This window comes from Aliidiomarina indica (assembly GCF_015354615.1).
Lineage (GTDB): Bacteria > Pseudomonadota > Gammaproteobacteria > Enterobacterales > Alteromonadaceae > Aliidiomarina > Aliidiomarina indica.
The window spans coordinates 384,323-410,831 of record NZ_JACAVQ010000001.1; the positions used below are offsets into that span (position 1 = coordinate 384,323).

The 26,509-nt window shown below is 49.0% G+C and carries 25 protein-coding genes; 19 read left to right on the plus strand and 6 right to left on the minus strand.

Annotated elements, in window-relative coordinates; all coding sequences use genetic code 11:
• The first annotated feature begins 1 nt into the window (after position 1).
• Positions 2-304: an integration host factor subunit alpha gene (locus HXZ99_RS01715; protein WP_194755539.1), complete on the plus strand. Its 303-nt coding sequence runs from the start codon at positions 2-4 to the stop codon at positions 302-304.
• A 78-nt stretch (positions 305-382) separates the two neighbouring features.
• On the opposite strand, the gene HXZ99_RS01720 is transcribed toward HXZ99_RS01715, so the two are convergent.
• From HXZ99_RS01720 to HXZ99_RS01730, 3 genes are all read right to left on the minus strand, one after another.
• Positions 383-1,051 carry a ChrR family anti-sigma-E factor gene (locus HXZ99_RS01720; protein WP_331458462.1) on the minus strand — a complete coding sequence of 223 codons (669 nt, stop codon included), beginning with the start codon at positions 1,049-1,051 and terminating at the stop codon, positions 383-385.
• Positions 1,038-1,670: a sigma-70 family RNA polymerase sigma factor gene (locus HXZ99_RS01725; RefSeq protein WP_194755540.1), complete on the minus strand. Its 633-nt coding sequence runs from the start codon at positions 1,668-1,670 to the stop codon at positions 1,038-1,040. The genes HXZ99_RS01720 and HXZ99_RS01725 overlap by 14 nt, the downstream gene beginning before the upstream one ends.
• A 131-nt stretch (positions 1,671-1,801) precedes the next feature.
• Positions 1,802-2,395 carry an LON peptidase substrate-binding domain-containing protein gene (locus HXZ99_RS01730; protein ID WP_194755541.1) on the minus strand — a complete coding sequence of 198 codons (594 nt, stop codon included), beginning with the start codon at positions 2,393-2,395 and terminating at the stop codon, positions 1,802-1,804.
• Between the two features lie 217 nt (positions 2,396-2,612).
• On the opposite strand from HXZ99_RS01730, the gene HXZ99_RS01735 reads away from it, so the two are divergent.
• From HXZ99_RS01735 to HXZ99_RS01780, 10 genes are all read left to right on the plus strand, one after another.
• Positions 2,613-3,545, plus strand: a complete 933-nt coding sequence (locus HXZ99_RS01735; protein WP_194755542.1) for a YbgA family protein — start codon at positions 2,613-2,615, stop codon at positions 3,543-3,545.
• Positions 3,535-4,980: a deoxyribodipyrimidine photo-lyase gene (phrB, locus tag HXZ99_RS01740; protein ID WP_194755543.1), complete on the plus strand. Its 1,446-nt coding sequence runs from the start codon at positions 3,535-3,537 to the stop codon at positions 4,978-4,980. Before HXZ99_RS01735 ends, phrB begins: the two co-directional genes overlap by 11 nt.
• Positions 4,973-5,434: a nuclear transport factor 2 family protein gene (locus HXZ99_RS01745; protein WP_194755544.1), complete on the plus strand. Its 462-nt coding sequence runs from the start codon at positions 4,973-4,975 to the stop codon at positions 5,432-5,434. Before phrB ends, HXZ99_RS01745 begins: the two co-directional genes overlap by 8 nt.
• A complete protein-coding gene (locus HXZ99_RS01750) occupies positions 5,431-6,171 on the plus strand; it encodes an SDR family NAD(P)-dependent oxidoreductase (RefSeq protein WP_194755545.1) in 741 nt (246 codons plus the stop codon). The genes HXZ99_RS01745 and HXZ99_RS01750 overlap by 4 nt, the downstream gene beginning before the upstream one ends.
• A gap of 65 nt (positions 6,172-6,236) precedes the next feature.
• Positions 6,237-7,553 carry an NAD(P)/FAD-dependent oxidoreductase gene (locus HXZ99_RS01755; protein ID WP_194755546.1) on the plus strand — a complete coding sequence of 439 codons (1,317 nt, stop codon included), beginning with the start codon at positions 6,237-6,239 and terminating at the stop codon, positions 7,551-7,553.
• A 2-nt stretch (positions 7,554-7,555) separates the two neighbouring features.
• A complete protein-coding gene (locus HXZ99_RS01760) occupies positions 7,556-8,350 on the plus strand; it encodes a DUF1365 domain-containing protein (RefSeq protein WP_194755547.1) in 795 nt (264 codons plus the stop codon).
• 38 nt (positions 8,351-8,388) lie between these two features.
• Positions 8,389-9,636: an SAM-dependent methyltransferase gene (locus tag HXZ99_RS01765; protein WP_194755548.1), complete on the plus strand. Its 1,248-nt coding sequence runs from the start codon at positions 8,389-8,391 to the stop codon at positions 9,634-9,636.
• Position 9,637: 1 nt separating this feature from the next.
• Complete coding sequence (locus HXZ99_RS01770) at positions 9,638-10,138, plus strand: DUF2878 domain-containing protein (protein ID WP_194755549.1); 501 nt, start codon at positions 9,638-9,640, stop codon at positions 10,136-10,138.
• A gap of 41 nt (positions 10,139-10,179) precedes the next feature.
• Positions 10,180-10,737: a chalcone isomerase family protein gene (locus tag HXZ99_RS01775; RefSeq protein ID WP_194755550.1), complete on the plus strand. Its 558-nt coding sequence runs from the start codon at positions 10,180-10,182 to the stop codon at positions 10,735-10,737.
• Between the two features lie 50 nt (positions 10,738-10,787).
• Positions 10,788-11,309, plus strand: coding sequence for a DUF3833 domain-containing protein (locus HXZ99_RS01780; RefSeq protein WP_194755551.1), 522 nt, complete (start codon positions 10,788-10,790; stop codon positions 11,307-11,309).
• Positions 11,310-11,337: 28 nt separating this feature from the next.
• Here the strand turns inward: HXZ99_RS01780 and HXZ99_RS01785 are convergent, their stop codons facing one another.
• Entirely contained in the window at positions 11,338-11,760 is a 423-nt protein-coding gene (locus HXZ99_RS01785; protein ID WP_194755552.1) for a hypothetical protein, read from the minus strand.
• A gap of 114 nt (positions 11,761-11,874) precedes the next feature.
• Here HXZ99_RS01785 and HXZ99_RS01790 point away from each other — a divergent pair, with 114 nt between their 5' ends.
• Genes HXZ99_RS01790 through HXZ99_RS01800 form a run of 3 tightly spaced genes read left to right on the plus strand, consistent with a single transcriptional unit; the run spans position 11,875 to position 14,287 of the window.
• Positions 11,875-12,630, plus strand: coding sequence for a Nif3-like dinuclear metal center hexameric protein (locus HXZ99_RS01790; RefSeq protein WP_194755553.1), 756 nt, complete (start codon positions 11,875-11,877; stop codon positions 12,628-12,630).
• The gene (locus HXZ99_RS01795) at positions 12,630-13,406 is read left to right on the plus strand and encodes a methyltransferase domain-containing protein (RefSeq protein ID WP_194755554.1); all 777 of its coding nucleotides are present in this window, start codon (positions 12,630-12,632) and stop codon (positions 13,404-13,406) included. The genes HXZ99_RS01790 and HXZ99_RS01795 overlap by 1 nt, the downstream gene beginning before the upstream one ends.
• Complete coding sequence (locus HXZ99_RS01800) at positions 13,403-14,287, plus strand: NAD(P)-dependent oxidoreductase (protein ID WP_194755555.1); 885 nt, start codon at positions 13,403-13,405, stop codon at positions 14,285-14,287. The genes HXZ99_RS01795 and HXZ99_RS01800 overlap by 4 nt, the downstream gene beginning before the upstream one ends.
• Positions 14,288-14,373: 86 nt before the next feature.
• On the opposite strand, the gene HXZ99_RS01805 is transcribed toward HXZ99_RS01800, so the two are convergent.
• Positions 14,374-15,726, minus strand: a complete 1,353-nt coding sequence (locus tag HXZ99_RS01805; protein WP_194755556.1) for a DUF1329 domain-containing protein — start codon at positions 15,724-15,726, stop codon at positions 14,374-14,376.
• A 251-nt stretch (positions 15,727-15,977) separates the two neighbouring features.
• Here HXZ99_RS01805 and HXZ99_RS01810 point away from each other — a divergent pair, with 251 nt between their 5' ends.
• Together HXZ99_RS01810 and HXZ99_RS01815 are read left to right on the plus strand one after the other, a co-directional pair.
• Positions 15,978-17,117 (plus strand): WD40/YVTN/BNR-like repeat-containing protein, encoded by a 1,140-nt coding sequence (locus HXZ99_RS01810; protein WP_194755557.1) that lies wholly within the window; start codon positions 15,978-15,980, stop codon positions 17,115-17,117.
• 15 nt (positions 17,118-17,132) lie between these two features.
• Positions 17,133-19,499 (plus strand): efflux RND transporter permease subunit, encoded by a 2,367-nt coding sequence (locus HXZ99_RS01815; protein ID WP_194755558.1) that lies wholly within the window; start codon positions 17,133-17,135, stop codon positions 19,497-19,499.
• Between the two features lie 86 nt (positions 19,500-19,585).
• On the opposite strand, the gene sbcB is transcribed toward HXZ99_RS01815, so the two are convergent.
• Complete coding sequence (sbcB, locus tag HXZ99_RS01820) at positions 19,586-21,028, minus strand: exodeoxyribonuclease I (RefSeq protein WP_194755559.1); 1,443 nt, start codon at positions 21,026-21,028, stop codon at positions 19,586-19,588.
• Between the two features lie 138 nt (positions 21,029-21,166).
• Between sbcB and HXZ99_RS01825 the strand changes: the two genes are divergently transcribed.
• The 3 genes from HXZ99_RS01825 (at position 21,167) to hrpA (ending at position 26,495) form a co-directional block, all read left to right on the plus strand.
• Positions 21,167-22,240 (plus strand): isoaspartyl peptidase/L-asparaginase family protein, encoded by a 1,074-nt coding sequence (locus HXZ99_RS01825; RefSeq protein ID WP_194755560.1) that lies wholly within the window; start codon positions 21,167-21,169, stop codon positions 22,238-22,240.
• 3 nt (positions 22,241-22,243) lie between these two features.
• The gene (locus tag HXZ99_RS01830; RefSeq protein WP_194755561.1) at positions 22,244-22,660 is read left to right on the plus strand and encodes a CBS domain-containing protein; all 417 of its coding nucleotides are present in this window, start codon (positions 22,244-22,246) and stop codon (positions 22,658-22,660) included.
• A gap of 79 nt (positions 22,661-22,739) precedes the next feature.
• Complete coding sequence (hrpA, locus tag HXZ99_RS01835; RefSeq protein WP_194755562.1) at positions 22,740-26,495, plus strand: ATP-dependent RNA helicase HrpA; 3,756 nt, start codon at positions 22,740-22,742, stop codon at positions 26,493-26,495.
• The last annotated feature ends 14 nt before the right edge of the window (positions 26,496-26,509 follow it).

A 26,509-nucleotide genomic window follows, 5' to 3' on the forward strand; every position in this document is an offset into this window, starting at 1 on the left:
TATGGCGCTGACCAAAGCAGAAATTGCAGAGCACTTGTTTGAGAAAGTTGGAATTAATCGCCGCGACGCGAAAGAGCTTGTTGAGCAATTTTTTGAAGAAATTCGCACAACACTTGAAAGCGGTCAACAGGTGAAAATCTCTGGTTTTGGAAATTTTGATTTGAGAGACAAAGCCGAACGTCCTGGTCGTAACCCGAAAACAGGTGAAGATATACCAATTTCCGCTCGCAGAGTGGTCACCTTTAAGCCGGGACAGAAATTCAAAGCTCGGGTAGAAGATGCAACACCTAAAGACAAAGAGTAATTTTAGGGGTTGTGAGTAAAACAAAAAAACACTGGCGTAATGCCAGTGTTTTTTTATGCTCGTGTTACGGCGTATCGTTTAGCGAAAAAACAGACTACTAAAGGGATTAAGTAATCGTGCTACACCCGACGTAAAGTGAAGCGGGGCATCAAGGAAAGCAAGGGTTAAACAGCTTTCATCGGTGGTATGGGGTGTATGTTGTTGCGTGGCATCAAGGAAAATAAAGTCGCCATCGCGGTACTCATCATGCTCATCACTGAATACACCGTCTAGCACCAAGGTTGCTTCACTACCGCGGTGGGTATGTTCAGGCACTGATGCATTTTCTTGCATGTAAATTAAGTGCATACGCTCGTCGGCATTCAATTCCAATGGCGCTCGCCAAAGGCCACCCGGCATCTTGCTCCATGGGCCCATACGAGACGCATGACGACCAAGCGATGGCGGCACCTTAAATGATTTGCTCTCGAGAATAATATTCTCTTCTGGGGCCGATTTTGGTGCAACCATCGGCGCCTCCGATGCCAGAATCGACTCAAGCATGGCCGCCAATTCAGGCTCTGCCATGGGGGATGTCTGGTGAAGCTCTCGTGTGGCCAGATGTACTTCAATATCATGAACAACAGAGCGGCAACGGGGACACATATCAAGATGCGTTCCCACTACCACAGCGAGTGCTGCATTTAGTTGCCCGCTCACGTAGTTCACGAGTAACTCTTCTGAGGGATGAAATTTAATTTTGCTCACTAATTAACTCTCTCAATTTTTGCAACGCAAGCCGTGTGCGTGACTTCACCGTGCCTAGCGGTATGCCTAAGGTGTCGGATACTTCTTGCTGCGACTTCCCTTCGATATAAATCTGCTCAACCACTTCCCGCTGAGCATCTGGTAATTGCAGATAGTACTCACCGATCTCCTGCAATAGAATATTCTTGTCGAGTGCAAACTCTTCGTCGCTGTCAGACATCTCCTCGGAAAGGACAGGCCACAGGTCTTCCGCGCTTACATCATTTTGACGATGTTTGTTTTTACGCAGAATATCGAATCGAATGTTTCTCGCGATGGTGAAAATCCACGTGGTCGGGGAACCTTTCTCTGGGCTGAACAAATGCGCTTTATGCCACACGTTGGTCATGGTTTCTTGCACCAGATCCATGGCTGTTTGCTCGTTACCAAACTGACGCGTTGCAAAGGATTGCAAGCGGGGAGCGAAATGGCGAAATAATTCACCGAACGCGATACGCGAGCGTGACTTCGCAACTTCGGCTAGTAGCTGACCCAAATGTTCCGGTGTCATTTCCTGGGGTTCCCTTCGTACTGTGCTCATGTACTGACGCGTATTCCGCTTTTCTGGCATGACTTGCATAGTAGTGTACGCCCTATTTCCCAACAGCACCAATTTCACATGACCTTTAAACGTAGGGACAAGATGTGTGGATCACTACTGCACTAATTTTATTGGGCGTTTTGAAATAAATGCCAAGGTTAAAAGGTAGCCTATTGGTTTTGCTCGAATAATTCTTGCAGAAAAACGCGCACAGACTGGCTGTAATTGTCTTTTAACAGGTCTTGTTTGGTGTCCGGTTGTAACGGCAATATCTCCAACCAGCGATGATAGACCCAGAGCGGATCGTCGAGCTGCTTGTGCGGATACAAGTGTGCAAACTCGGGGTAAGACTCAAAAACCTCCTGCAGACGCGATCGCAATTCGCGATCTTGTTCGCTCTCATGCACGCCGTTGATAGGTTGTCGTAACTGCACCTCGCCGATACGCAGGCCGTCAGACTCAGTGCGAATTGATTCGATATCGAACAATTGATTACCTTCGATGGTAATACCTAGGCAGCCATCTTGGAGGCTTTCAAAATCGATGATGCGCACTAATGTACCCACCGGGTAGATGTGTTTATTCTCTTCCTTGCTGCCGTTCGGGTTAAGCATACACAGACCAAATCCCTGCTGCGCGCGCAAGGAGTCACGTACGAGACGCAAATAGCGCGGTTCATAGACTCGCAATTGCATCCGTCCACCTGGCAACACATGCGAGGTAAGAGGGAATAAACCTAACGTTTGTTTGCGATTGTTGTTCATAACTAGTTGCCCACAGTACTTCAAGATCACCAGAACCCTGGCGCTTTTGTGACGATTCGAAGACGAGTACGTGAATAAATAGTGAGCGGATCTCTTGCCAATGATTATTTTTCTTCAATTCAAGCAATCTGAGAGGTGTAAATCGGCGTAAATCATTCTATCGTTGTATAAACGCAGAAAAATCTGCCGGTAGATCCAAATAAAAGGAGCGTTTAGCGTGATTTTCGTGGGTATTAGCGCCTGCTTATTAGGACAAAAAGTCCGCTACGATGGCGGCCACAAGGCGTCGTCGTTTTGCCAGCATGATTTGGGCAAGCATGTGGAGTATTTACCACTGTGTCCAGAGGTGGGAATTGGCATGTCCGTGCCGCGGCCTACCATCCGCTTGGTGGGCGATGCAGATGCGCCGCACGCGGTGGTCCAAAAGACCGGTGAAAATGTGACGTCTAAGTTGGCGGAGTTTGCACGTATCCGTGAACGCCAGTTACGTAGTTTAAGCGGCTATGTTTTGTGCGCTAAATCACCCAGTTGCGGGATGGAACGGGTGCGGGTGTACGACGAAGATTCCAATGCCAATAAAAAAGAAGGGGTGGGCATTTTTGCAGCAGAGTTAAAACGGATGTTTCCCGCGTTGCCGATGGAGGAAGATGGACGCTTAAATGATCCCTTACTTCGAGAGAATTTTGTTCTCAGACTTTATGTGTATCACGATTGGCAATCACTCCCGCGCCCACTGACCATGAAATCAATTTATGACTTCCATGCGCGGCATAAACTTCTATTGTTGGCTCATGACCAACCCACGTATCGCCGTTTAGGGCGGGAGTTAGCCGAAACCAACGATGTAACCGAGGCGTTTACCACGTACTACATTGAAACCTTGATGCACGCGTTGAGTAAACCGGCAAGTCGACGCGATCACACTAATGTGTTGCAGCATGTGCAGGGATACTTCTCAAAAGAATTGAATGATGTACAACGGCAAGAACTTACCGAAATTATTTTACAATACCGACGGGGCGAAGAACCCTTAGCGGCGCCGTTAACATTGATGAATAGCTATTTGCGGCAGTACCCAGATGCGTATTTGCAATCCCAGTCTTACTTTAATCCATATCCACATGATTTGAAGTTACGTTATGGTCTCTAACACGACAGCCTTGGTTTGGCTGAGAAACGATTTACGGCTTCTTGATAATGATGCAGTGTACGCCGCAGCCACTACTCATAAACACTGCGAGTTTATCGTTGTGCGCACGCCTGAAACATGGCGGAATCACGATTGGGCACCAATCAAATGGTCTTTGTATCATCGCCATCTACAAACACTCGCAGATGATTTGGCAGAGCGGGGCTATCAACTTCAGGTTCATACGGTTACAAATTTTAGTGAAAGCGTTGATTGCGTTCTTAAATATGCCAAACAAGTAGAGGCGTCATCGATATATATCAATCGGGAATATCCCGTGCATGAGATGGCGCGAGACAAACGCCTAGCGGAAAAGGCTCAGGCTGCGAACATTGAGCTTATCACCTGCGATAGTCAATTGTTGGTCGCGCCTGAACGCATTCAGTCGGGATCGGGAAGCTATTACCGGATGTTTACGCCTTTTTTCCGAGCATGGAAAGACGAATTAACAAAAGCGGGCGTGCCGCGTCCGTACCAACGCTCTGTGCTTGAAAAGCGCGACTCATGTAAGGCGCCAAAGATTGATGACAGCGTGCCCGAGGATTTGCCGGGACGCTGCCGCAACAGCGAAGATTGGCCGGTAGGTGAGGCGAAAATCCGGCAGCGGGTATCTGACTATGTGCGCGATAAAGCTTCTGCATATCATAAAACCCGAGATGTACCCAGTGAGCCAGGCACTTCAAAGTTATCGCCTTACTGGGAGATAGGGGCTATTTCGCCGAGAATCGCCGCACACTTTCTGCAAAAGCAGTCTCCCGAGTTCCCAGCAGGACTCTCAGAGGGTATGCATACATGGTTGTCTGAATTAGCGTGGCGTGAGTTCTATCAGCACTTGATGTTTCATGTTCCGCGCCTGTCAAAACACAAACCATTCCAACAAGAAACAGACGCATATCCATGGCGCGATGATCAAGACCATTATAACGCGTGGTGCGAGGGGCGCACTGGCTATCCGATAGTCGATGCAGGTATGCGTCAGCTCGCCGCAACCGGCTGGATGCATAACCGTGTTCGCATGATTGTGGCGAACTTTCTCACCAAAGATTTGCATATAGATTGGCGGCTCGGTGAACGCTGGTTTATGCAAAACCTGATCGACGGAAGCTTTCCGGCAAATAATGGCGGTTGGCAGTGGAGTGCATCGACAGGAACCGATGCGGTTCCGTATTTTCGGGTGTTTAATCCAACGCGACAAAGTGAGAAAGTGGATCCGAAAGGAGCGTACATTCGTACATGGGTTGAAGAACTCGCCGAGGTTCCGGATAAACATATTCACGAACCCCATGGGTGGTTAAAGCAACATGACCAAAACACAACATACCCAGCTCCTATCGTCGATCATAAGCACGCTCGTGAGATATTTATAGCGAACTTTAAGCAGGTGAAAAATGGCTAAGATAAAGACGAAGGAAAGACGTGACCTGTTGGAAAAGTTTAAGGCGTTTTACGATGATTTAAGCTTGGATTCACTGAAGAACCTTAGTGATATCTATCATGATGATGTGAGTTTTGTGGATCCCGTGACACAAGTGAATGGCCTAGACGACTTGAAAAGTTATCTGAATCACGGTTTAGCAAACGTGAGTTCCTGCCACTTTGCGATTTACGAGGAAATGGTAAATCAAAAGCAGGCATTTGTGGTCTGGCAGATGCGTTTACACCACGAGAAACTGGCAGGCGGACTCGAAATTGTCGTGCCTGGCACCAGCCATTTGGTGTTTTCCGAGGATAGTCACTCTATCCGACATCAGGTGGATTATTACGATCTCGGTGCCATGGTTTATGAACATGTGCCGGTATTGGGTTGGATTTTGGGCAAGGTACGTCAACGTATGGTGGATTTCGAATGATACTTATTACCGGGGCTACATCGGGAATTGGTCAGCAGTTGGCGGAAGATTATAGTCGGGCAGGAGAGGATGTGGTTGCCTGTGGCCGTAATCGTGAGAAATTAGCAGCCCTGCAAGATAAGTGTGCCTCACATCCCGGCAAGGTGATGACGCTGGCGTTTGATGTCACCGACCGCGCCCAGACCACGCAGGTATTAAGCGAGTTTTTAAGTACCCATTCGCTCTCCGTTGCGATTTTAAATGCAGGCGTATGTGAATATATTGATGATGCGCTAAATTTCGATGCGGCATTGGTTGAACGGGTGTTTGCCGCAAACTTTTTCGGCGTGGTGTATTGCTTGGAGGCCTTACTACCTCGGGTACAGCAAGGTACTAAAATCGCGATTGTTGACAGCATGGCACGTCAGTTCCCCTTCGTACGGGCGGAAGCCTATGGGGCAAGCAAAGCGGCAATTCACTATTTTGCACGCTCGTTGAAAGCCGATATTGCATCGAGCAAGATTCAAATCGTGACTATCTCGCCTGGTTTCGTGAAAACGCCCCTGACCGATAAAAATGATTTTGAAATGCCCATGCGCGTGTCCGTTGAACACGCATCGCGCGCAATACGGCGAGGATTAGCAAAAGGAAAATCCCATATTCGCTTTCCCAGTATCTTCGGTAGCATTCTTTCTTTGCTTGAACGACTTCCGCAAGGGATCCAAAACTACCTGGCAAAACGTATGAAAGAGTCTTAGGCAACGGCGTGTGGTTTAGGCAGTAGCACGCGTTCGGATTGCGGCGTTTTGACACAGGAAAAGGTATGAAAATAGCAGTAATCGGGGGCGGGATCGCAGGGATAACAGCGGCCCACTTACTCTCGCAAAAGCACGAGGTGTTTTTGTTTGAAAAAAATAGTTATATCGGTGGCCACACCGCGACTGTCGATGTTGAGGTTCAGGGCAAAAACTTGGCTATCGACACCGGTTTTATCGTCTTTAATGACCGTACCTATCCCCATTTCAAGGCCTTGCTAAGGGCCAATAATGTGCCATGGAAAGACACCGAGATGTCGTTTAGTGTGCAAAACCCCAATACCGGTTTAGAGTACAACGGACACAGCTTGTGGACACTGTTTGCGCAAAAGAGAAACTTAGTTAAACCAAGCTTCTACCGCATGCTACTGGATATCGTGCGCTTTAATAAAGCGGCAAAGCGGGCTTTTGAAGAACGCGGTGGCCGCGCGCTTGAACAGGTCACACTCGGTGACTTTGTCCGTGAATTGAACCTCGGTGAGGCCTTTAGCCATAACTACCTCTATCCAATGTGTGCGGCTATTTGGTCAGCGAGTTTACGTGAAGCGGCCGAGTTTCCATTGCAATTTTTTCTACGCTTCTTTATGAATCACGGTTTGCTGAATGTGAGCGACCGCCCTCAGTGGCATGTCATTGAGGGCGGCTCTCGCTCCTATATCCCGGCACTAACAGCGCCTTTCGCCGATCGCATCCGGCTTAACGCCAATATTCAACACGTGCTGCGCAGCGATACGGCAGTTACGATTGTGTTTAGTGATGGTCGCGAAGAATCTTTTGATGAAGTTGTTTTTGCATGTCATAGTGATCAAGCGCTTGCTTTGCTTGCTGATCCATCTGCAGAAGAGCGAGATATTTTAGGGGGAATTCCCTATCAGGCGAACGAAGTAGTGTTGCATACGGATCGATCACAATTACCTAAGCGCCGCTCGGCCTGGGCGAGCTGGAATTATCTGTTACCTAAGAACAAGAGCGGTGAAACCAAGCCCGCCACAGTGACCTATAATATGAATATCTTACAAGGGCTCCAACACCCTTCCGAAACCTTCTGCGTAACGTTGAACAATACTCACGCCATTAATCCTGATTGCATTTTGCGCACATTTTCATACGCACATCCGGTGTATTCCATCGACTCATTTGCAAAACGCAAACGCCGCCAAGAGATCTGTGGCCACCGCCGTACGCATTTTTGCGGCGCCTATTGGTACAGTGGCTTTCATGAGGATGGTGTGCGAAGTGCTGTGGATGTGGCCCATCGGTTTGGAATCGCAGGGCCCGATGATGCGGGCAGTGCCGCACTCAACCATAGCGAAGTGAGCGCATAACGATGGAAAGCGCCGACGCAATCGCGCAGCATGGTGTTTATTGGGGAAAGGTGCGCCATCGCCGCTTTACCCCAAAGAAGCACTACTTTAGCTATTCATTAATGCAATGGTGGTTTCATTTAGATGCGTTGGATTCAGCGGATCAGGTGAGCAAGCTGTTATCTACGTCCAACAAACGCGCATTGTTTCATTTTCGTGCAGATGATTATTTGCCCAGCATATCGAGAAGGGATAACGCCACAAAATGCCAGACACTGGCAGATGCTGTGCGTTTGAAAATGTCGACTCTGGCGGATAAAAAGCTGTCTGGTGATGTGTTTTTCTTGGGCAATATTCGCACTTTAGGGCTCTTCTTTAGCCCGATAAACTGCTATTACCTTCGCCAGAGCAACGGCGCTTTTACCCATATGTTGGCGGAGGTGAGTAATACCCCGTGGAATGAACGACATTACTACCTGCTCGAGCTTGAGAATGTTCGTGACCACGACAAAGCCTTCCATGTATCGCCCTTTAATCCCATGGACATGCGCTATCACTGGCGTTTAAGCCAACCTTCGTTGGCCGAGAACAGTCGGCTGTTAGTGCATATTGAATGTCATGTGGATACCAAGCATTTTGATGCGAGTTTAATGCTGCAACGATCACCATTGAACCAGAGTACGGTTCGTCACGTATTTAAGAAACATCCATTTATGGTGCTGAAAATAGTCGGTGGCATTTATTGGCAAGCCGTAAAACTATTTTTGAAGCGCGTGCCATTTTATGGGCATCCGGGTGACACGCCCCCGAACAAATAAATTTAGCGGTGGTTACAACCGCTCCAAGGAACCTTAGTATGAGAATATCGCAAGGAAATACCGCAATGATGGACACCGGGTCAATGACGCGCATTGAGCGATTTACCCGGCAACTGCTGTTTAAAATGCTGAATCACCTTGCCGAAGGTGAACTACGCATTCTCGAACAAGGCAAAGAAGTAGGGCGTTTTGGTGCTCGTGGTGCCACACCCTCTGCGGTTATCGATATTCAATCGCCTGCCACATATCGGCGTTTTGTATTTGAAGGCGATATAGGGGCAGGGGAATCTTATGTTGCGGGCGAATGGGTGTCTCCTGACCTGACCAAAGTGATTGAAGTATTTGCCGCGAATTTGCATGTGATGGACCGTCTTGAGAAAAAACTGGCTTGGTTAAGTTGGCCACTCCAACGGATTAATCACTTACGTCGACGAAACAGTAAAACTCGCGCGAAAGAAAATATTGCGGCCCATTATGATTTGGGCAATGAACTCTATGAACGTTTTCTTGATAGCCGTATGCAGTATTCCAGTGCGGTCTATCCCAGGGTGACTGCGACGCTTGATCAAGCGCAAGAAACCAAGCTAACGCGTTTATGCGATATGCTGGAGTTGCAACCAAGCGATCATCTTATCGAAATAGGTACTGGCTGGGCTGGGCTTGCGATTTTTGCAGCCCAACGTTATGGCTGCCGTGTTACCACGACGACCATCTCTGAGGCGCAATATCAACATGCTCAGGAATTGGTTCGTGAGCAAGGCCTTGAAGATAAAATTACACTACTTAAGCAAGATTACCGAGATCTTGAAGGGCAGTTCGACAAGCTTGTATCGGTAGAAATGATTGAAGCCGTCGGTGCCGAATATATGCCGACATTCTTCAAGAAGTGTAACGATTTAATCAAACCTGGTGGCACTATGGTGTTGCAGGCTATTACCATTGCTGATCAACGCTTAGATAACTACAACCGCAATGTGGATTTTATTCAAAAGCATATTTTCCCCGGTGGTTATTTACCTTCCATTGAACTAGTAAGCCGGATGTTCCGCAAGCATACTCAGTTAGTAGTGCGGGAGCTGGCGGATATCGGTTTTGATTACGCGCACACGCTCCGCGATTGGCGCTCGCGCTTCAATAGCAATGCCGAAGCCTTAAAAGAGTTTGGCTATGACGACCGCTTTGCCCGTTTGTGGAATTATTACCTTTGTTATTGTGAAGGTGGCTTTTTGCAACGGACCATTAGTGCGGTGCAGTTAAAAGCAACAAAAGCGCAGCGGTCGAACTAACATGAACCCGCGCATTGTTGCCTTCGTTGTATTTGACTTCGTTTGGTTGAGCGCGGTCTGGGGAAGAGAGTCGTGGCTTTGGCTCACGGCATTACTGATTGGCCTGATGTTCGCGTCCGCACCGAAAGTTTTGTGGCAGCAACGACGCGCCTTTTTCGCCATTCTTGTGGTGGGTCTGGCGATTGAATGGGCCACTGTCATTGCAGGAGTAATTCAGTTTACCGGAACCTCGGGTATTCCAGCCTGGCTATATATGCTTTGGATTGGCTTTACCGGCATGGCTCTGGTGGTATTTGACTGGTTACATCGTCGTTATCTTCTGGCGGCGATTGCCGGCGCTATATTCGGTCCTGTGACTTATCTTGCCGGCGCACGTTTCGGCGCGGCTGAATTGTTGCTCGTTACCCCAGCGATAATTGCGGTCTATGCGATTGCGTGGGCCTTGCTCATGATCTTTATCGCTCATCTCGTCAATCCAGAAGCCTTAAAGTCACGTAAGTAGAATCATGATGAATCATGCGCATGGTGCGCGTGGGAGGAACCATGGCTCGCTTTATATCGTTGCTTACGCCCTTCATATTTGCTGCCGGCTCGGTCGTTGCAAGTCCGGCCGCATCCGATTTAGGTCCCTGTGCTGAAAAACTATGGGAGGACGGAGATACTCAAGTGGAGTTTCATAAAGTTGGGGAAACCCGACTACGCGTTATGTTCTTTCGTATTTACGATGCCGCGCTTTACTCGGATACAGGTGACTATGAAGATGCGCAGGCACTAGCACTAAAAATTAATTATGCCCGCTCCTTCAGCGCTTCGGATCTCGTCGAGCAGACCCGAGACGAATGGGAGCGGATGGGTTATAGCATTGATGCCCAGAAGCAAGAATGGCTCGAAACCTTATCCGGTATTTGGCCAGACGTGGGGCGGGGCGAATGTATTGTTGCGCACACTTTCGGTAATGGACAAACCTTTTTTCACGGCCAACAGGGGTTTTTAGGTGTGATCGACGCAGAGGAATTTGCTGAACGTTTTCTTGGTATTTGGTTATCTGAAGATGCCCGATTTCGTTCAAATCGAGATGAGTTGGTAGGCATTTCCGATTAAGTACAGGCATAGCGAGCTCATATTTGTTGAATATACAGGGAGATATGACGATGAAAAAATGGTGGTTTGCCGGATTAACCTTATTGTTGAGCGCATGCTCTACACAGATCTCAGACTACGATGGGGTAGAGCCACAGTTAGCCTTAGATGAGTTTTTCGTTGGTGATCTAGTGGCCTACGGCATGGTGCAAGACCGTTCCGGTAAAGTTACTCAACGCTTTCGTGCCGATATTGTGGCAACCTGGGAAGGCAATGAGGGCGTACTGGACGAAGTTTTTTACTGGGATGATGGTCGCGAACAAACACGGGTGTGGGAAATTACAAAAACAGGTCCAAATTCTTATGAGGGAACCGCAGGTGATGTCGTTGGCACGGCACGCGGAACCACAGCGGGCAATGCATTGCATTGGGTGTACCAATTAGAAGTGCCCTGGCGCGATAGTACCATTGCCATTACCTTAGACGACTGGATGTTCCTATTGGATGAGAATCGTTTAGTGAATAAAACAGAAATGCGAAAGTTCGGTTTTAGAGTAGGTGAGATTACCATTTTTATTGAAAGAAAAGAGTAGCCGCGTGCGCAGCTACTCATTACATATCTCACTCTTGCATGCCGCGGGGCAGACGCGCTGCGGTTTGCTCTTCTAATTTTTGCTTCCATAGTTCTTTGGCAGTGAGTCCGCCGCCGGACGACTTTTTCGCAGCTGGCTTTTTAGCCCCTGTACCTTTCTTCGCTGCGGGCGCTTTCTTCGCTGGGGCAGCTTTCTTCGCTGGGGCCTTTTTGGTCGGAGATTTTTTAGCCGTGGTTGCTGCTTTCTTCGCAGGCGCTTTTTTAGCGGCTGCCGCTTTTTTCGCGCCACCTAAAGATTGCGCTTCCTCAGCAAGTTGAGCGAGGCGCACATTCTTTCCGCCATCAACACTAAACCAGCCGTTGTTGTCTTCAATTTTGGGCTTTTTGCCGTTGGCCTTTTCGTAGGCTGCTGTAAAATCGGCAAGCACCTGCTCTTTGTCGAGTTTGCTCATCGTTGTTTCCCTGTGTGGTAACATAGATTAATGTGTTTACCATATTTTTATACCGAACTTTGCCGCCACTGTCTAATCCAGCACGGCTAGTTACTCAGTAAAAGGGGTATTTTTGTGTTGCGCACAGATGTTATTGCCATACTCGATGGTTGGTTACAACCGCAGCTCGTTCAAGATTATTGCCCAAATGGACTACAGGTTGAAGGTCGCAGCGATATTCAGCATGTGATCACGGGCGTTACCGCTAGTCAGCAATTAATTGATGAAGCAGTGCGTCTGGGGGCAGACACGCTTTTAGTGCATCACGGCTACTTTTGGAAAGGGGAAGATGCCCGCGTGATTGGAATGAAACAGCGACGCTTAAAAACGTTACTGGCCCATGATATCAACCTAATTGGTTACCATCTGCCGCTTGATATTCACCCTGAGTTTGGAAATAACGCTGAGCTCCTTCGTTTATTAGGTGCAAGCTCCGTAGACGCGGTGGCTGATGTGAGTCCGCCAGGGATACTTATGTCGGGCAGGCTACAAAGCCCGAAAAGTGGATATGAGCTTGCTGATGCGATCGAAACCATTCTGCAAAGAACACTGGTTGCCGTAGCCTTAAATGAGCAACCTATTTCGCGCATCGCCGTGTGTACTGGGGGTGGCCAAGGCTTTATTGAACACGCTGTCGACGCTGGCGTTGACGCCTTTATTACAGGGGAAGTGAGTGAACAAACTATTCATGTGGCCCGGGAGTGTGGCATTCAGTTCTTCGCGGCAGGTCACCATGCCACAGAAAGGTATGGGGTGAAGGCGTTGGGGGAACGGTTACAGAAAGAGTCCGGCGTTCGCGTCGACTTCGTAGATATGGATAATCCTGCCTAATGACTGAGCGAACGCCTCACGACCGTGCATTTGCCAGCGACGTGGATGAATTTGATCGAAATATATATGCCACTGGCAAGGGGAAAGTTCGGGAAGCGGTGCTGCGTGCCGATCTTGCGCACCTGATCCAGCATCCTGAACCATTGCGGGTATTGGATGTGGGGGCTGGTTTAGGCCAAGTAAACAGTTGGTTTGCGGCGGCAGGACATGAGGTAACACACACCGATATTTCGGATGATATGGTGGCAAAGGCGCAAGCACGTCATCATGCACTTGGACTCGCGGATCGCTATCGTTATCACGTGGCAGACTTGCAATCGCTGTCGGCGTTACTTGCCAACGAGACATTTGATGTCGTGCTGTGTCATGCCGTGTTGGAGTGGTTAGCGAAGCCTTATGCAGCCCTATCGCTACTTGAGCAACATGTGGCTTCAGGCGGCTGGCTATCTCTTATGTTTTATAATATCCACGCAAAGCGCATGGCAAATATGGTATACGGCAATTTTGATTATGTTGCCAACGACTTACAAGTTAAAAAGAAAGTGCGCTTTAGTCCAAATCACCCCCTCGATCCGACTGCCGTATTATCGCGCATGCAACAGTATCCACTCACCTTGTTTTGCCATAGCGGTGTACGCTGCTTCCACGACTATTTACGTCCCCCTGAATTTGATTTTGAGAAGTTATTGCAGCTTGAGTTACGCTATCGCCAACAAGAGCCATATCGTGCTTTAGGGCGATATCAACATACGTTATTTAAAAAGGAGTCACTATGAGTCAGTCCCCTGCGAAAAAGCTTAAGGTCGCGTTTATCGGAATGGGTGTTATGGGTTATCCGATGGCAGGCCATCTTGCCCAAGCCGGATATGAAGTGACTGTTTATAATCGGACCCAAGCGAAAGCGGAGCAGTGGGCCGATGAGTTTGGTGGTCACTTTGCGACGTCGCCGAAAGCAGCTGCAGAACACAAAGACGCTGTATTTGTGTGTGTCGGCAACGATGACGATGTGCGCAGTGTGGCTTATGGGGACGCAGGTATTTTAGCCGGGCTACAGCAAGGTGCCGTGTTAGTGGATCACACCACAGCCTCTGCAGATTTGGCACGAGAATTGGGCAACGCGGTCGCAGAACGAGGCGCAGCATTCCTCGATGCCCCAGTTTCTGGAGGACAAATTGGCGCGGAAAATGGCCAACTTACGGTCATGGTTGGCGGCGAAGCATCGGTGCTAAATCAAGTTCAGCCCTTGTTAGACACCTTTTCAAAGTTTGTTGGGTTGCAAGGGCCTGTGGGCAGTGGCCAGTTGGCTAAAATGGTGAATCAAATTTGTATTGCGGGCGTCGTTCAAGGATTATCTGAGGGGCTTGCCTTTGCCAAACGCGCTGGCTTAGATCCTGACAAACTGGTGGCTGCGATCAGTAAGGGCTCAGCAGGTAGTTGGCAAATGGAAAATCGGTCGCAAACCATGTGGAATGATGAGTTTGAATTTGGCTTTGCCGTGGATTGGATGCGCAAGGATCTTGGCATAGCGCTCGCCGAAGCGAATCGCAATGGTGCACGTTTACCGGTAACCGCGTTGATTGATCAGTTCTATGCCGATGTTCAACAATCTGGCGGACAACGTTGGGATACTAGCAGTTTGATCACCCGCCTGAAATAAGCTGCTTTTGTGCCGGAAACGCCATAAAAAAACCCCGCTTTAAAAGCGGGGTTTTGTGTTTGCTCGCTATAATTGATGTCGTTAGATTAACGAACGCCCATACGGCGGAGTGCTTGCGTGGTGAAGTCAGAACGACGTGGTGTGATATCAAAGTTCATGAAATCACCTTCTTCGTTTGCCAAGCCAAGCACAAGGTAACGACCATTGTTAAGGTCATACAAGGCTTCTGCTGACATCCAAGGTACGTCATTTCCGTAGTACTGCACGTTGTATGCTTCACCTACACGCCACAGCTGACCACGACCGTCGTAATGGTCAATGACTGACGCTGTCCACGTATCTTCGTCGATAAAGAAGTTACGCTTCGCATAGATATGGCGCTCGCCGTCTTTCAGAGTACCCTCTACAACCCACACACGATGGAGTTCATAACGCACATAATCTTGGTTCATGTGGCCAGGCTGAATGATATCGGTATAGCGCAAGCTATCATCTAACAACTTGTAGTTGTTATACGGGATATACATTTCTTTTTTGCCTACCAGCTTCCAGTCATATTTGTCTGGAGCACCGTTGAACATATCCAAACCATCAGAGGTACGAAGACCGTCAGCGGCAGTACCTGGTCCGTCATAGGCAACACTTGGAGCCCGACGAACACGGCGCTGACCCGCATTGTAAAGCCATGCGCGACGCACTTCTTTTACTTGGTTGATAGTGTCGTGTACAAGCAGGATGTTACCGGTCTGCGATGCAGGTGCGAGAACTTCTTGCAAGAAGTAGAACAAAATGTTGTCGTCAGCGCGCTCATCGCGGCCACCTTGAAGGTTTTCAGGCCAAACAAGTTGCTCACGTAAACGGACCATTTCAAAACGACCGTTTGTTTGTACGGGGAATTGACCCACAGTACGCTGAACGGCACCACCACGGTAACGTGTTAAGTGGTTCCAGATCACTTCCAATCCACTTGATGGAATCGGGAAGGGCACATAGCCTTGGAAGCCATCTAAACCAGACCCGCCTTCAACTAAGCTAGCATTAGTCGCGTTTTGTTTTACGATATCGTAAATCTCTTGCGGATATGCAGCAGTGCGGCGTGTTTGGTAAATATTCATTTTGTACGTGTCATACCGCTCGAACATCGCGATTTGGCCTGGGCTCAGGCGCTCGCGGTGCTCATCGAGGTTAGCACGGGTTATGGTGTAAAGAATTTCGTCATCCGGAAACGGATTTTGCGGACGGCGTACGTCTTCACCAGGACGACTATATCCGCCTGTCCACTCCGGAATACGTCCATCAGCGCTTCCGGCACGCTCAGCGCCTAATGGAGTCAAGTCTTGACCCAATCGCGCAGCTTCTTCTGCAGAAACCGCCGCACTGACGCTTGCAGAGACAAGCGATAACGCCATGACTCCAGCAGTAAGCATGATTTTCTTCATTGTCGTTGTCCTTAGTTCCTGTACATTCTTTTAATTGGAACACCAGTCCGGATTTTAGTTCCGAATGGAGTTACACCTAAGCTACACCAAATTCTGCAAAAATAAAATATGTAGAATTTTTGTATTAAATACTAGTGAAAGTAAGAAAAATTTGGTCTCAGGGGTTTTCAAACGCCTGTTAGACTATACAATCGGAAGAATAACAAAGAAAGGTCGGTTCGCCGATTTAATTAAACGACTGGAGTAATTCTATGAAACGGATTGCGTTGGCTGGGCTAGTAGCTGCCATCCTCACAGGTCCGCACGCGTTCGCGGAGGCCGAGGTGGAGCGTTATGATCCGCTATTCACGCCGGCACCACAGGCACGCCTTGCAACCGAAGGTAAGCTGGTAGGGCTTGAGCAAGTGAATGGAGACTTTTTTGCGGTAGGTGCCCTGGGTACTGTGGTGAAATATCACGGTGAGGGCGACTGGGTTCAAAAAGAAATTCCAACAAGTGTGTTGCTCACAGCCGTTTATGCGGTGGATCAAGAGCACATCTGGGCCGTGGGTCATGAGGGTGTTATTTTGCAAAGCACCGACGGCGGTGAGAGCTGGGAGTTTCGTCTCGACGGACATCAGCTTTTGGATATGGAATATGCTTGGTTACAAGAGCGAGAAATCTACCTTGAAGACGCAATCGCTGATGCCGAAGACGACTATGAGCGTGAAGATTTGGAGTTTCGACTCGATGAACTCATGTTTCATATTGGTGGTGCCGAGATTCAGTTTGAAGTAGGCCCCACCAAACCGTTTTTAGATGTGCTTTTTTTCAATCGTGATGTTGGTGTCGTTATAGGTGCGTACGGCACGATTTTAAGAACGACTGATGGGGGTGAAAGCTGGGACGTAAAAAATGCTGCAATTGATAATCCCGTGGGTTATCACCCCAATAAATTAGTGTTGGCCCCCGATGACACCTTAATACTTGTTGGGGAATCTGGACTCTTAGCGCGCAGTGATGATCAGGGCGAAACATTTGACATGCTTGAATCGCCTTACCATGGTTCCTTGTTTGGTGCTTTGTTTGATCAAGAAAACCAATTATGGGTGTATGGGTTGCGTGGAAATGTGTTCGTTTCTGACGACGATGGCGAGAGTTTTACCGATGTTCAGGTAAACACACGATACAATATTAACAGTGGCACCGTATTGGCCGATGGCCGTGTGGTACTCGTTGGTCACTCTGGCGTTATTATTGTGATCGACCCAGACAGTTATGAAAGCACCCTGTATTCTCACGAAACCAACTCACCTCTCTCTGGTGTGCGTGAAAGCGCAGATAACACATTAATCTTGGTAGGACGCGCGGGTCTGCAAACCTTCCAATTGCCTGCACGCATTGGCCACTAAGGGGATTTGGAACTCATGCAAGAACAACTAAAAACTTCACATCATGGCAAAGCCTCAATGGCCGAGAACTTGCTGTTTAAATACCGTTTAGTTTGGGTGCTTATTTTTGCCGGCCTTACGGCATTTCTGCTGTATCACGCGGCACAAGTGCGACCGGACGCGTCATTTCGAAAAATGATTCCTGCCAATCACCAGTTTGTGCAGAACTTTTTCAAGTACGAAGATGATTTAGCCACCATGGGCAATGCGATCCGCGTGTCCGTGGAAACCACCGATGGCACCATTTTTGACGCAGAGTACCAAGAATTACTGCGGGAAGTGACTGATGAGCTGTCGTTTGTGCGGGGCGTTAATCGCTCCGGCATGCGTTCCATCTGGACACCAAACGTGCGCTGGTCGGAGGTAACAGAAGAGGGGTTCGTGGGCGGCCCGGTTATTCCGGACACCTACGATGGCTCACAAGAATCGTTAGAGCAACTCCGACAGAACATTCTGCGTTCTGGCACCGTGGGCGACTTGGTCGCCAATAATTTCCGCTCTGCATTAATCTATGTGCCGCTCAATGAAATCGATCCAGAAACAGGCGAGCGCTTGGATTACCACGAGTTTGGTCAACGTTTAGAGCGTGATATTCGGGAACGCTTTGAATCTGACACCATTAATATACAAATTGTCGGGTTCGCCAAGGTTGTCGGGGATCTGATCGACGGGGCGATGCTGGTTGGTGGCTTCTTTATTCTGGCGATGTTTATCACCTTAGGCATGCTGTTTTTATATAGTCGCTGTCTACGAAGTTCGTTGGTGGTATTGCTTTGCTCAATTGTTGCCGTGATCTGGCAACTAGGCATTATTAAGCTGATCGGCAGCGGCATTAATCCATACTCCATGCTGGTTCCCTTTTTGGTGTTCGCGATAGGGGTGAGCCATGGCGTACAAATTATTAATGCGGTAATGGCGAACCGTGCCGATGGCGAAGATAAAATCAATGCGGCACGCTTGGCATTCCGCGGCCTCTACGTGGCAGGTTTAACCGCACTGGCGTCGGACGCAATCGGTTTTACCACCTTGATGGTGATCGATGTTGAAGTGATTAAAGAACTGGCTATTGCAGCCAGTATCGGTGTTGCAGTCATCGTACTAACCAATCTTGGGTTGTTACCGATTCTGACATCGTATCTGGATGTCTCTAAAGGAGGCATTGAGTATCTTCATAAAGTCCGTCAGAAATCCCACCCGGTGCTTACCTTATTTGGGCGTTTTACCCAGCCTAAATGGGCTATCGGTGCAGTAGCGGTGGCGGCACTGATGACAGTTTGGGGCGTGTATCAATCTCAAAACCTACAAATTGGCGATCTCGACAGTGGCGCGCCGGAGCTTCGTGCTGATTCGCGCTACAACCTTGATAACGCGTTTCAGGTGGCGAACTACAGTGCCAGTACTGATATCTTTGTTGTCATGGTGGAAACGGCGCCAGGCCAATGTATTCAGTACAACAATATGGCGTTGATGGACCGCTTCCAGTGGCATATGGAAAACGTACCTGGGGTGCAAAGTGTTCGCTCCATTGTGTACGTATCCAAGCTTGGGATGGCCGGTATTAATGAAGGTAACCTGAAATGGGGCAGCGTTAATCGCGATAATTTTGTGATTAACGCCTCAATTGGTCAACGTCCTAGCGGCTTGTTCAATGGCGAATGCTCAATGGCTCCGATCATTTTGTATCTGAACGATCATAAGGCTGACACATTAAACCGCGTGGTTAATGAAGTGCGCAACTTTGCTGCTGAATTCCCTTCCGACGAGGTGGAGTTCTTGATGGCAGCGGGTAATGCAGGGATTGAAGCGGCCACCAATAAGGTTATCGAAGAAGCGCAATTCCGCATGCTGCTATGGGTATACGGCGTGGTGATTGCTCTATGTCTAATTACCTTCCGCAGTATTCGAACGGTACTGTGTATCGTGCTGCCGCTGATGTTTACTACCGTGATGAGTCAGGCGCTGATGGCGAAGCTCGGCATTGGTGTGAAAGTGGCGACTTTACCAGTAATTGCCTTGGGTGTCGGTATCGGGGTGGATTATGGCATCTATATCTATTCGAAGATTCGCGAAGCCTTGAATCAAGGTATGGATTTGGCGGAAAGCTACCTGTATGCCTTATCTAAAACCGGTAAAGCGGTTGGCTTTACTGGCTTAACCTTGGCTATCGGTGTGGCAACTTGGATGTGGTCTCCGATTAAGTTCCAAGCGGATATGGGTCTATTGCTGACATTTATGTTCCTGTGGAATATGTTGGGTGCGTTAATCTTAATTCCAGCCTTGGCTCGCTTATTTCGGGTGGGTCCGAAGTCTGAACCCAAGCCCTTAGGCGCAGATAATGGGTAAGGTTTGATCGCTGAACGGCAAAAGCGCGGCGCTCACTGAGGGCCGCGCTTTTTTTATGTCTGCTTTGTTAGCGACGAGGTAACCTGTTAGAGGGATTGGGCATACTGGTATAGGGCTTTTAGAATTCGAATTTTGTTCTCATCTTGTTCATGCTCATGAGCCAAATTCTCGATTTCCAGTGCGTATTCTTCAAGGCTTAGGTAATCCTTTCCACCTTGTTGTAATCGTTCCTGACAAAATCGCCGCCACTTTTCTTGCTCTGAGCTCGATAGTGTATGAGGAAAATTGCGGGCTCGATAGCGGAACAGCAATGCTGGTATGCGCGTATCGTCGAATGGTAGATCGAGGGCCGCCAGTTGTTCTGGGTCGGCATGATGAATCACATCCATATGACTACGGGCTTGCTGACTGAAAAAACCACCGGAATACAATGCAACGTCAACATCCTGTGCATTTTGCCCATCTTCCTCGTATACGCGAGGCAGGGTGGCTGCTTGCATAAAGCGATCACGCAAGGGCTCATTGGCGTGCAGCTGTGCGCGCGCCGCGTTTGCTGATGCGCGGTCTAAGCCAAAATCCGCTGCCCGTGCATCACTCAAGGTCATCGGTGGTGCAAGGAACGGGCACTGATTGAGGGCGATAGTCACCAGCCCTGGTCGCGGTTGGTCTGCGAGGTCCGCGACCGGCGTCATCCACAGTGCGTGAATTTCTTCCGCAGAAAGGTGGGCAAACTGTTCAGGATCGCAATCCATACGCCACGCAACCAGTTGATTCGCTTGGTTCGGTGCATATCCCAATGGCATAATCCAACGCACATAGCCGGCGTCGGCACCATAATGACCGGAGACATGGACTAACAGGGTTTGTCCGGCGATTGCTTTGTCGACAATAGCGGCCAATTGCTGTTTACGACGGATATCAAAGCAAAAGTCGTAGAGTTTGGGTTGCGCCGTTTTAATTTTCTTAGCGAGTTCAATGCTGGCATACACATCAGCAAGTGCGTCATGGGCATGGGTATGCTCAATACCATTTGCAGGCGCTAATTGGTCGAGCTTTAAGACCACGCGGCCGGCGTCGTTTTGCGGCCACTGAATACCTTCTGGGCGCAGTGCCCAAGCTGCACGCGTGAGGGTGAGTAAATCCCACCGTGAATTATCGTTCTGCCAGCTGTAAGCGTAAGGATCAAGAAAATTGCGGTAAAGCAGAAAACGCGTCATTTCATCGTCATAACGAATATTGTTATAGCCACAAATGGTGGTTTCTCGCTGTGAGAACTCGCGCAAAATTCGACGGGCAAACTCAACTTCTGGGAGCCCACGTTGATTAGCGGTCTGTGGCGTAATTCCGGTGACAAGGCAAGCCTGCGGATGAGGCAGGTAGTCAGTGGATAGTTGGCAATACATCGATAAAGGCTTGCCAATAATATTGAGATCCCGATCTGTTCGCACCCCGGCAAATTGCATAGGACGGTCGGCGCGGGGGTTCACGCCCCCAGCCTCGTAATCGTGCCAATATATTGAAGCTGTCATGATTATTCTTATTCCATTGAACGGTTCAGCTAAGCATATCACCGCTGTAGACTTGTATGCGAGTTCCGCTCGTGTTCATAATGGTACATCAACGTTTCATCTTGCATACTCAAATGATAAGAAACTCAGGAGAAAACCATGACAATTCAGGCTCGATTATCTCTCGTTGCCGCCGCGCTTTTTAGCCTTGCGGCATGTGGCGAAGCGACTCAATCAGACACCCAGACTAGCGGTACGGCAAACGCAGCTGAGAGAGCACCCATAGGTATTGTGATTCATGGTGGTGCAGGCACTATTACCCGAGAGAACATGACCCCAGAACGAGAAGCGGCCTTTACTGCCGCGCTTACCGCGGCACTTGATGCGGGTTATGAGATTTTAGACGCCGGTGGCGACAGTATGGATGCGGTTATTGCAGCAATTCAGCTGATGGAAGAAGAACCCCTGTTTAATGCCGGTCGTGGGGCTGTCTACACGTATGACGGTGGCCATGAGCTTGATGCGTCCTTGATGCATGGCGGCACCTTAGATGCAGGCGCTGTATCCGGTGTGCGTACGGTGCGCAGTCCGATCGCCTTGGCTCGCGAAGTCATGGAAAATAGTCGTCATGTCATGCTCAGTGCCGCGGGCGCGGAGCAATTTGCGGTGGAGCAAGGTTTAGAGTTGGTGGATAACAGCTATTTTAATACCGAGCACCGCTTTGAACAGCTGCAGCGCGCGCTTGAGTTATTACGAGAACAAGATCGAACCGGGGATCACATTGCCAATGCAGACTGGGATAGTGCATTTGATATGGGCACCGTTGGTGCCGTAGCATTAGATCAGCAAGGCAATATTGTTGCCGGCACTTCGACAGGCGGAATGACAGCGAAGCGCTATAATCGTATAGGAGACTCGCCAATTATTGGCGCCGGCACTTGGGCAGATAACGCCAGTTGCGGCGTATCGGCGACGGGACACGGAGAGTACTTTATTCGCTACAATGTATCTGCTCAAATTTGTAGCCGTGTGAAGTATCTTGGTGAATCTATTGAAGCTGCGGGAAATTATGTCATTCATGAGGAACTGTTACCTGCAGGCGGCACCGGCGGTGTCATTATTATGGATGCGCAAGGCAATGTAAGCATGCCATTTAATACAGAAGGAATGTATCGTGGCGCGCGCACTAGTCGCCTCGGTACTGTGATCGGGATTTATTCTGAAGAGGAGTAAGCTATGCGGTCGATGAAAGTACAGGATTATATGAACCGGCATCCGGTAAAGTTCACGCGCGATATGCCTGTGGAAACAGCCGTTGCGATGTTAATCGCAGCGAACCAGAGCGGTGGTCCTGTTGTTGATGACGACAAACAAGTTATTGGTTTTCTGTCAGAACAAGACTGTTTGGCCATGATGTTAGAAGGTACGTATCACAAAGAACAGTCGGCTACAGTCGCCGACTGTATGGCAAACGAAGTGCTTACCGTGAATTCGGATATGGCTATTCTGGATTTGGCGCAGCAGCTTGGGCATAAGCGCCCTAAGGTCTATCCCGTGGTAGATTATGCGAAACAGTTAGTGGGTGTCATCAGTCGTACTGATGTGCTCAGAGCCATTGATTTGCATTTGCGAGATTCGTACGCAAATCACTAATGAAGTGTTATCGTAGGCGAGGGCTGGCAGGTTTGTTAAACTTGTCAGCCTTTTTGTATAGTGAGTAATTGCAGTATTCATGTCTGACGTGTCGAATCTACCTAAACCCGCAATTAAGTTCCCGGAACAACTCCCTGTTGTTGCGGAAAAATGTCGTATTCAGGCGGCTATTCGCGATCATCAAGTGGTGGTTTTAGCCGGAGAAACAGGGTCAGGGAAAACCACACAGTTACCCAAAATGCTTTTAGAGATGGGCTTTGCGGAAAATGGCATCATTGGACATACTCAGCCGCGTCGATTAGCCGCGCGTTCAGTGGCACGACGTATAGCCGATGAACTCGAAGAGCCTTTAGGGCACCGGGTGGGCTTTAAGATTCGTTTTCAGGATGAATCATCGGAGCACACGGCAATAAAGCTAATGACCGACGGTATTTTGCTCGCCGAATTACAACGGGATCGATTACTCAAGCGTTATAGCGCAATTATTATTGATGAGGCGCACGAACGGTCGCTTAACATCGACTTTCTGCTTGGGGTTTTGCGCCAGCTTATCGATAAACGTCCCGATCTTAAAGTGATCATTACCTCTGCCACTATTGAGACAGAGCGTTTCTCGAAACACTTTAACAATGCACCCGTAATCGAAGTCAGCGGACGTACCTTTCCGGTAGAGGTGCGATATCAACCTCTGCTCAACGACGACAGTGATGATCGTGAAGTAGATATGTATCAGGGCATCTGCGAGGCATCAGCGGAGCTGATGCGGGAAGGCCCAGGAGATATTCTTGTTTTTCTTAGTGGGGAACGGGAAATTCGCGATAGCGCAGATGCATTGCGCGAGTTTCATGAAGACTCGCGGCAGCAACTAGACATTGTGCCTCTGTATGCTCGTCTGAGCGCAAGCGACCAAAACAAGATCTTTCAACCATCGCAAGGGCGCCGCATTGTCCTCGCAACCAACGTGGCGGAGACGTCGTTAACGGTGCCGGGCATCCGCTATGTGATCGATCCCGGCACAGCGCGGATTTCACGTTACAGTTATCGCACCAAAGTGCAGCGCTTACCCATCGAAAATATTTCCCAGGCCAGTGCCAATCAACGGGCAGGCCGTTGTGGTCGGGTGGGGCCGGGTATTTGTATTCGCCTGTATAGTGAAGAAGATTTTATGAATCGTCCGGAATTCACCGATCCGGAAATTTTACGTACGAATTTGGCGTCTGTCATTTTGCAGATGGCTACCTTAAAGCTCGGGGATATCCGGAAATTCCCATTCTTACAGCGTCCAGACGACCGCTACATTAATGACGGTATGCGACTGCTTGAAGAGCTCGGTGCGATGCAGCGTGCCGGACGCAAAGGTCCGCGAAAGCTAACCGTGATTGGTCGCTCCTTAGGCCGTTTACCCATTGATCCGCGTTTAGGGCGAATGGTGCTAGCGGCACAAGATTTTCATTCAGTGCGTGAAGTACTCATCATCACCGCCGCTCTGAGTATTCAAGATCCACGGGAACGGCCTCATGACAAACAGCAAAAAGCCGATGAGTTGCATCGCCGCTTTAGCGATGACCGCTCAGACTTTGTCTCGTGGCTAAAACTCTGGAATTATCTTCAAGAACAACAGACAGCACTGTCTTCGAATCAATTCCGGAAGCAATGTAAACAGGAATTTATTCACTACTTGCGCCTGCGTGAGTGGCAAGATGTGTATACCCAACTGCGACAAAGCGTGCGTGAACTCGGCATTCGTATCAATGATGAGGAAGCAACCTACGCACAGGTGCATCAGGCGATGCTTACCGGATTGCTCTCACAGATTGGGCAAAAGGATGAGAAGCATCAATACCTCGGTGCGCGGCAAACCCGGTTCTTTATATTTCCGGGATCAGGCTTATTTTCTAGTAAACCGAAATGGTTAATGAGTGCGGAGTTAGTGGAAACCACGAAACTTTATGGACGCTACCTCGCCAGCATTGAACCTGAATGGATTGAGCCGGTTGCACAACACTTAGTACGACGTAACTACCATGAACCCCGTTATTCGAAAAAGCGCGGAGCCGTGGTGGCTACTGAACAAGTGACGTTGTATGGATTGCTCATCGTACCGGGTCGAACCATTCAATATAGCCGTGTGGACCCAGTCGTGGCGCGCGACGTGTTTATTCGCGAAGCATTAGTTCAGGCGCAAATGAAGCAACCGCCTCCATTCTTACATGCCAACTTAACCTTAATTAGCGACGTGCGGGGGCTAGAAGAGAAATCTCGTCGCCGTGACATATTGATTGACGAAGAAGCTTTATATCAGGCGTATGCAGATCACCTTCCGGCGGATATTTATGACGATCGAAGTCTATTAAGCTGGTTGAAAAAAGCGCAGCAGGCGAACCCTAAGGTATTGCACTTTAAGCGTGAACAGCTGATGCAGCAAGATGCCAGTCATATCACTGATTTAGATTATCCAGATCAGTGGCTACAAGGGCGCCTACGACTGCCGCTTACATACGTGTTTGAGCCCGGTCATGTAGACGATGGGGTTTCTGTGGATATTCCACTGCCCATGTTAAATCAAGTCACCTCGGTTGGATTTGATTGGCAAGTTCCCGCATTGCGAGAAGCCCTAGTCACGGCATGGATCAAATCGCTTCCGAAGCAATGGCGCCGCAATTTTGTGCCGGCCCCTAATTATGCGCGTGCGTTCTTGGAAAGTGTCGATGCCTCCCTGATTGGTAGCGATACGTCGATGCTTGAAGCCATGACGCAGCGCTTCAAGCGCATGAGCGGCATTGACATCCCCAGCGACGCTTGGCAGCTATCCCAAGTTCCCGAACATCTACGGGTGAACTTTCGTGTCCTTGATGAGACGGGGAAGGTAATGGCACGGGCACGTGATTTAAAGCAACTGCAGCAGAAAATGCAGCCAACGCTTACAGAAACATTGGTGGCCACTGCTGGTGATGATGTGGAGCAAGAGGGGTTGACGGACTGGTCCTTTGGGGAAGCGCCAAAGCCCGTTGAGAAAAATACCGGTCGCTTTTCGATTCAGGCATTTCCAGCTCTCAAGGACGAGGGTAAATCCGTTGCTATCCGCGTATTTGATAATCAGGCGGATGCAGAACGCGCTCATCGTCAGGGCTTACGTAAGCTCGTTCTTCTACAAATTCCCTCGCCGGTAAGTTACCTGCGGGAAAAACTACCGAACAAAGCAAAATTAGCCATGTATTTTAACCCTTGGGGTAAAGTAGAGGCACTTATTGAAGATTGCATGTTGGCCGCTATTGATGCCTTAATTGGCGATACAGAGCCTAGCAATGAAGCAGAGTTTCGAGCGCTAACCCAACGCATCCGGGCGCAACTCAATGAGCGTACCCTAGCCATTGCACAACAGGTTGAACGCTGTTTATTGTTGAGTCACCAGATTCAAAAACAACTCAAGGGTAAAATCCCTTTACCCTTAATTAATTCCTATAACGATGTGAAAGCCCATTTACAACGTTTGATTTATCCTGGATTTGTCAGTGATTTTGGCGAGGAACGCTTGGTCGATGCTGAACGCTACTTGAAGGCTTTAGCGCAACGGGTAGAGAAATTACCGGTGGATCCGAATAAAGATCGGCTGCGTTCTTTGTTGTTTGAGAAATTAGAAAATCGTTGGCAGGATTTACTTAAGAAAGTGCCTAAAGGCGAGCCAGTCCCCTCTGACTTGCAGGAGTTTCGCTGGTACTTAGAGGAATTTCGCGTCTCTACGTTTGCGCAACAGCTCGGTACCCGTTTTCCTGTGTCTGAGCAGCGCCTGAAACAGCGACTCGACGAGATTGAGGCGGCACTAAAGCGAATATAAGCAGGTAAGGCAGC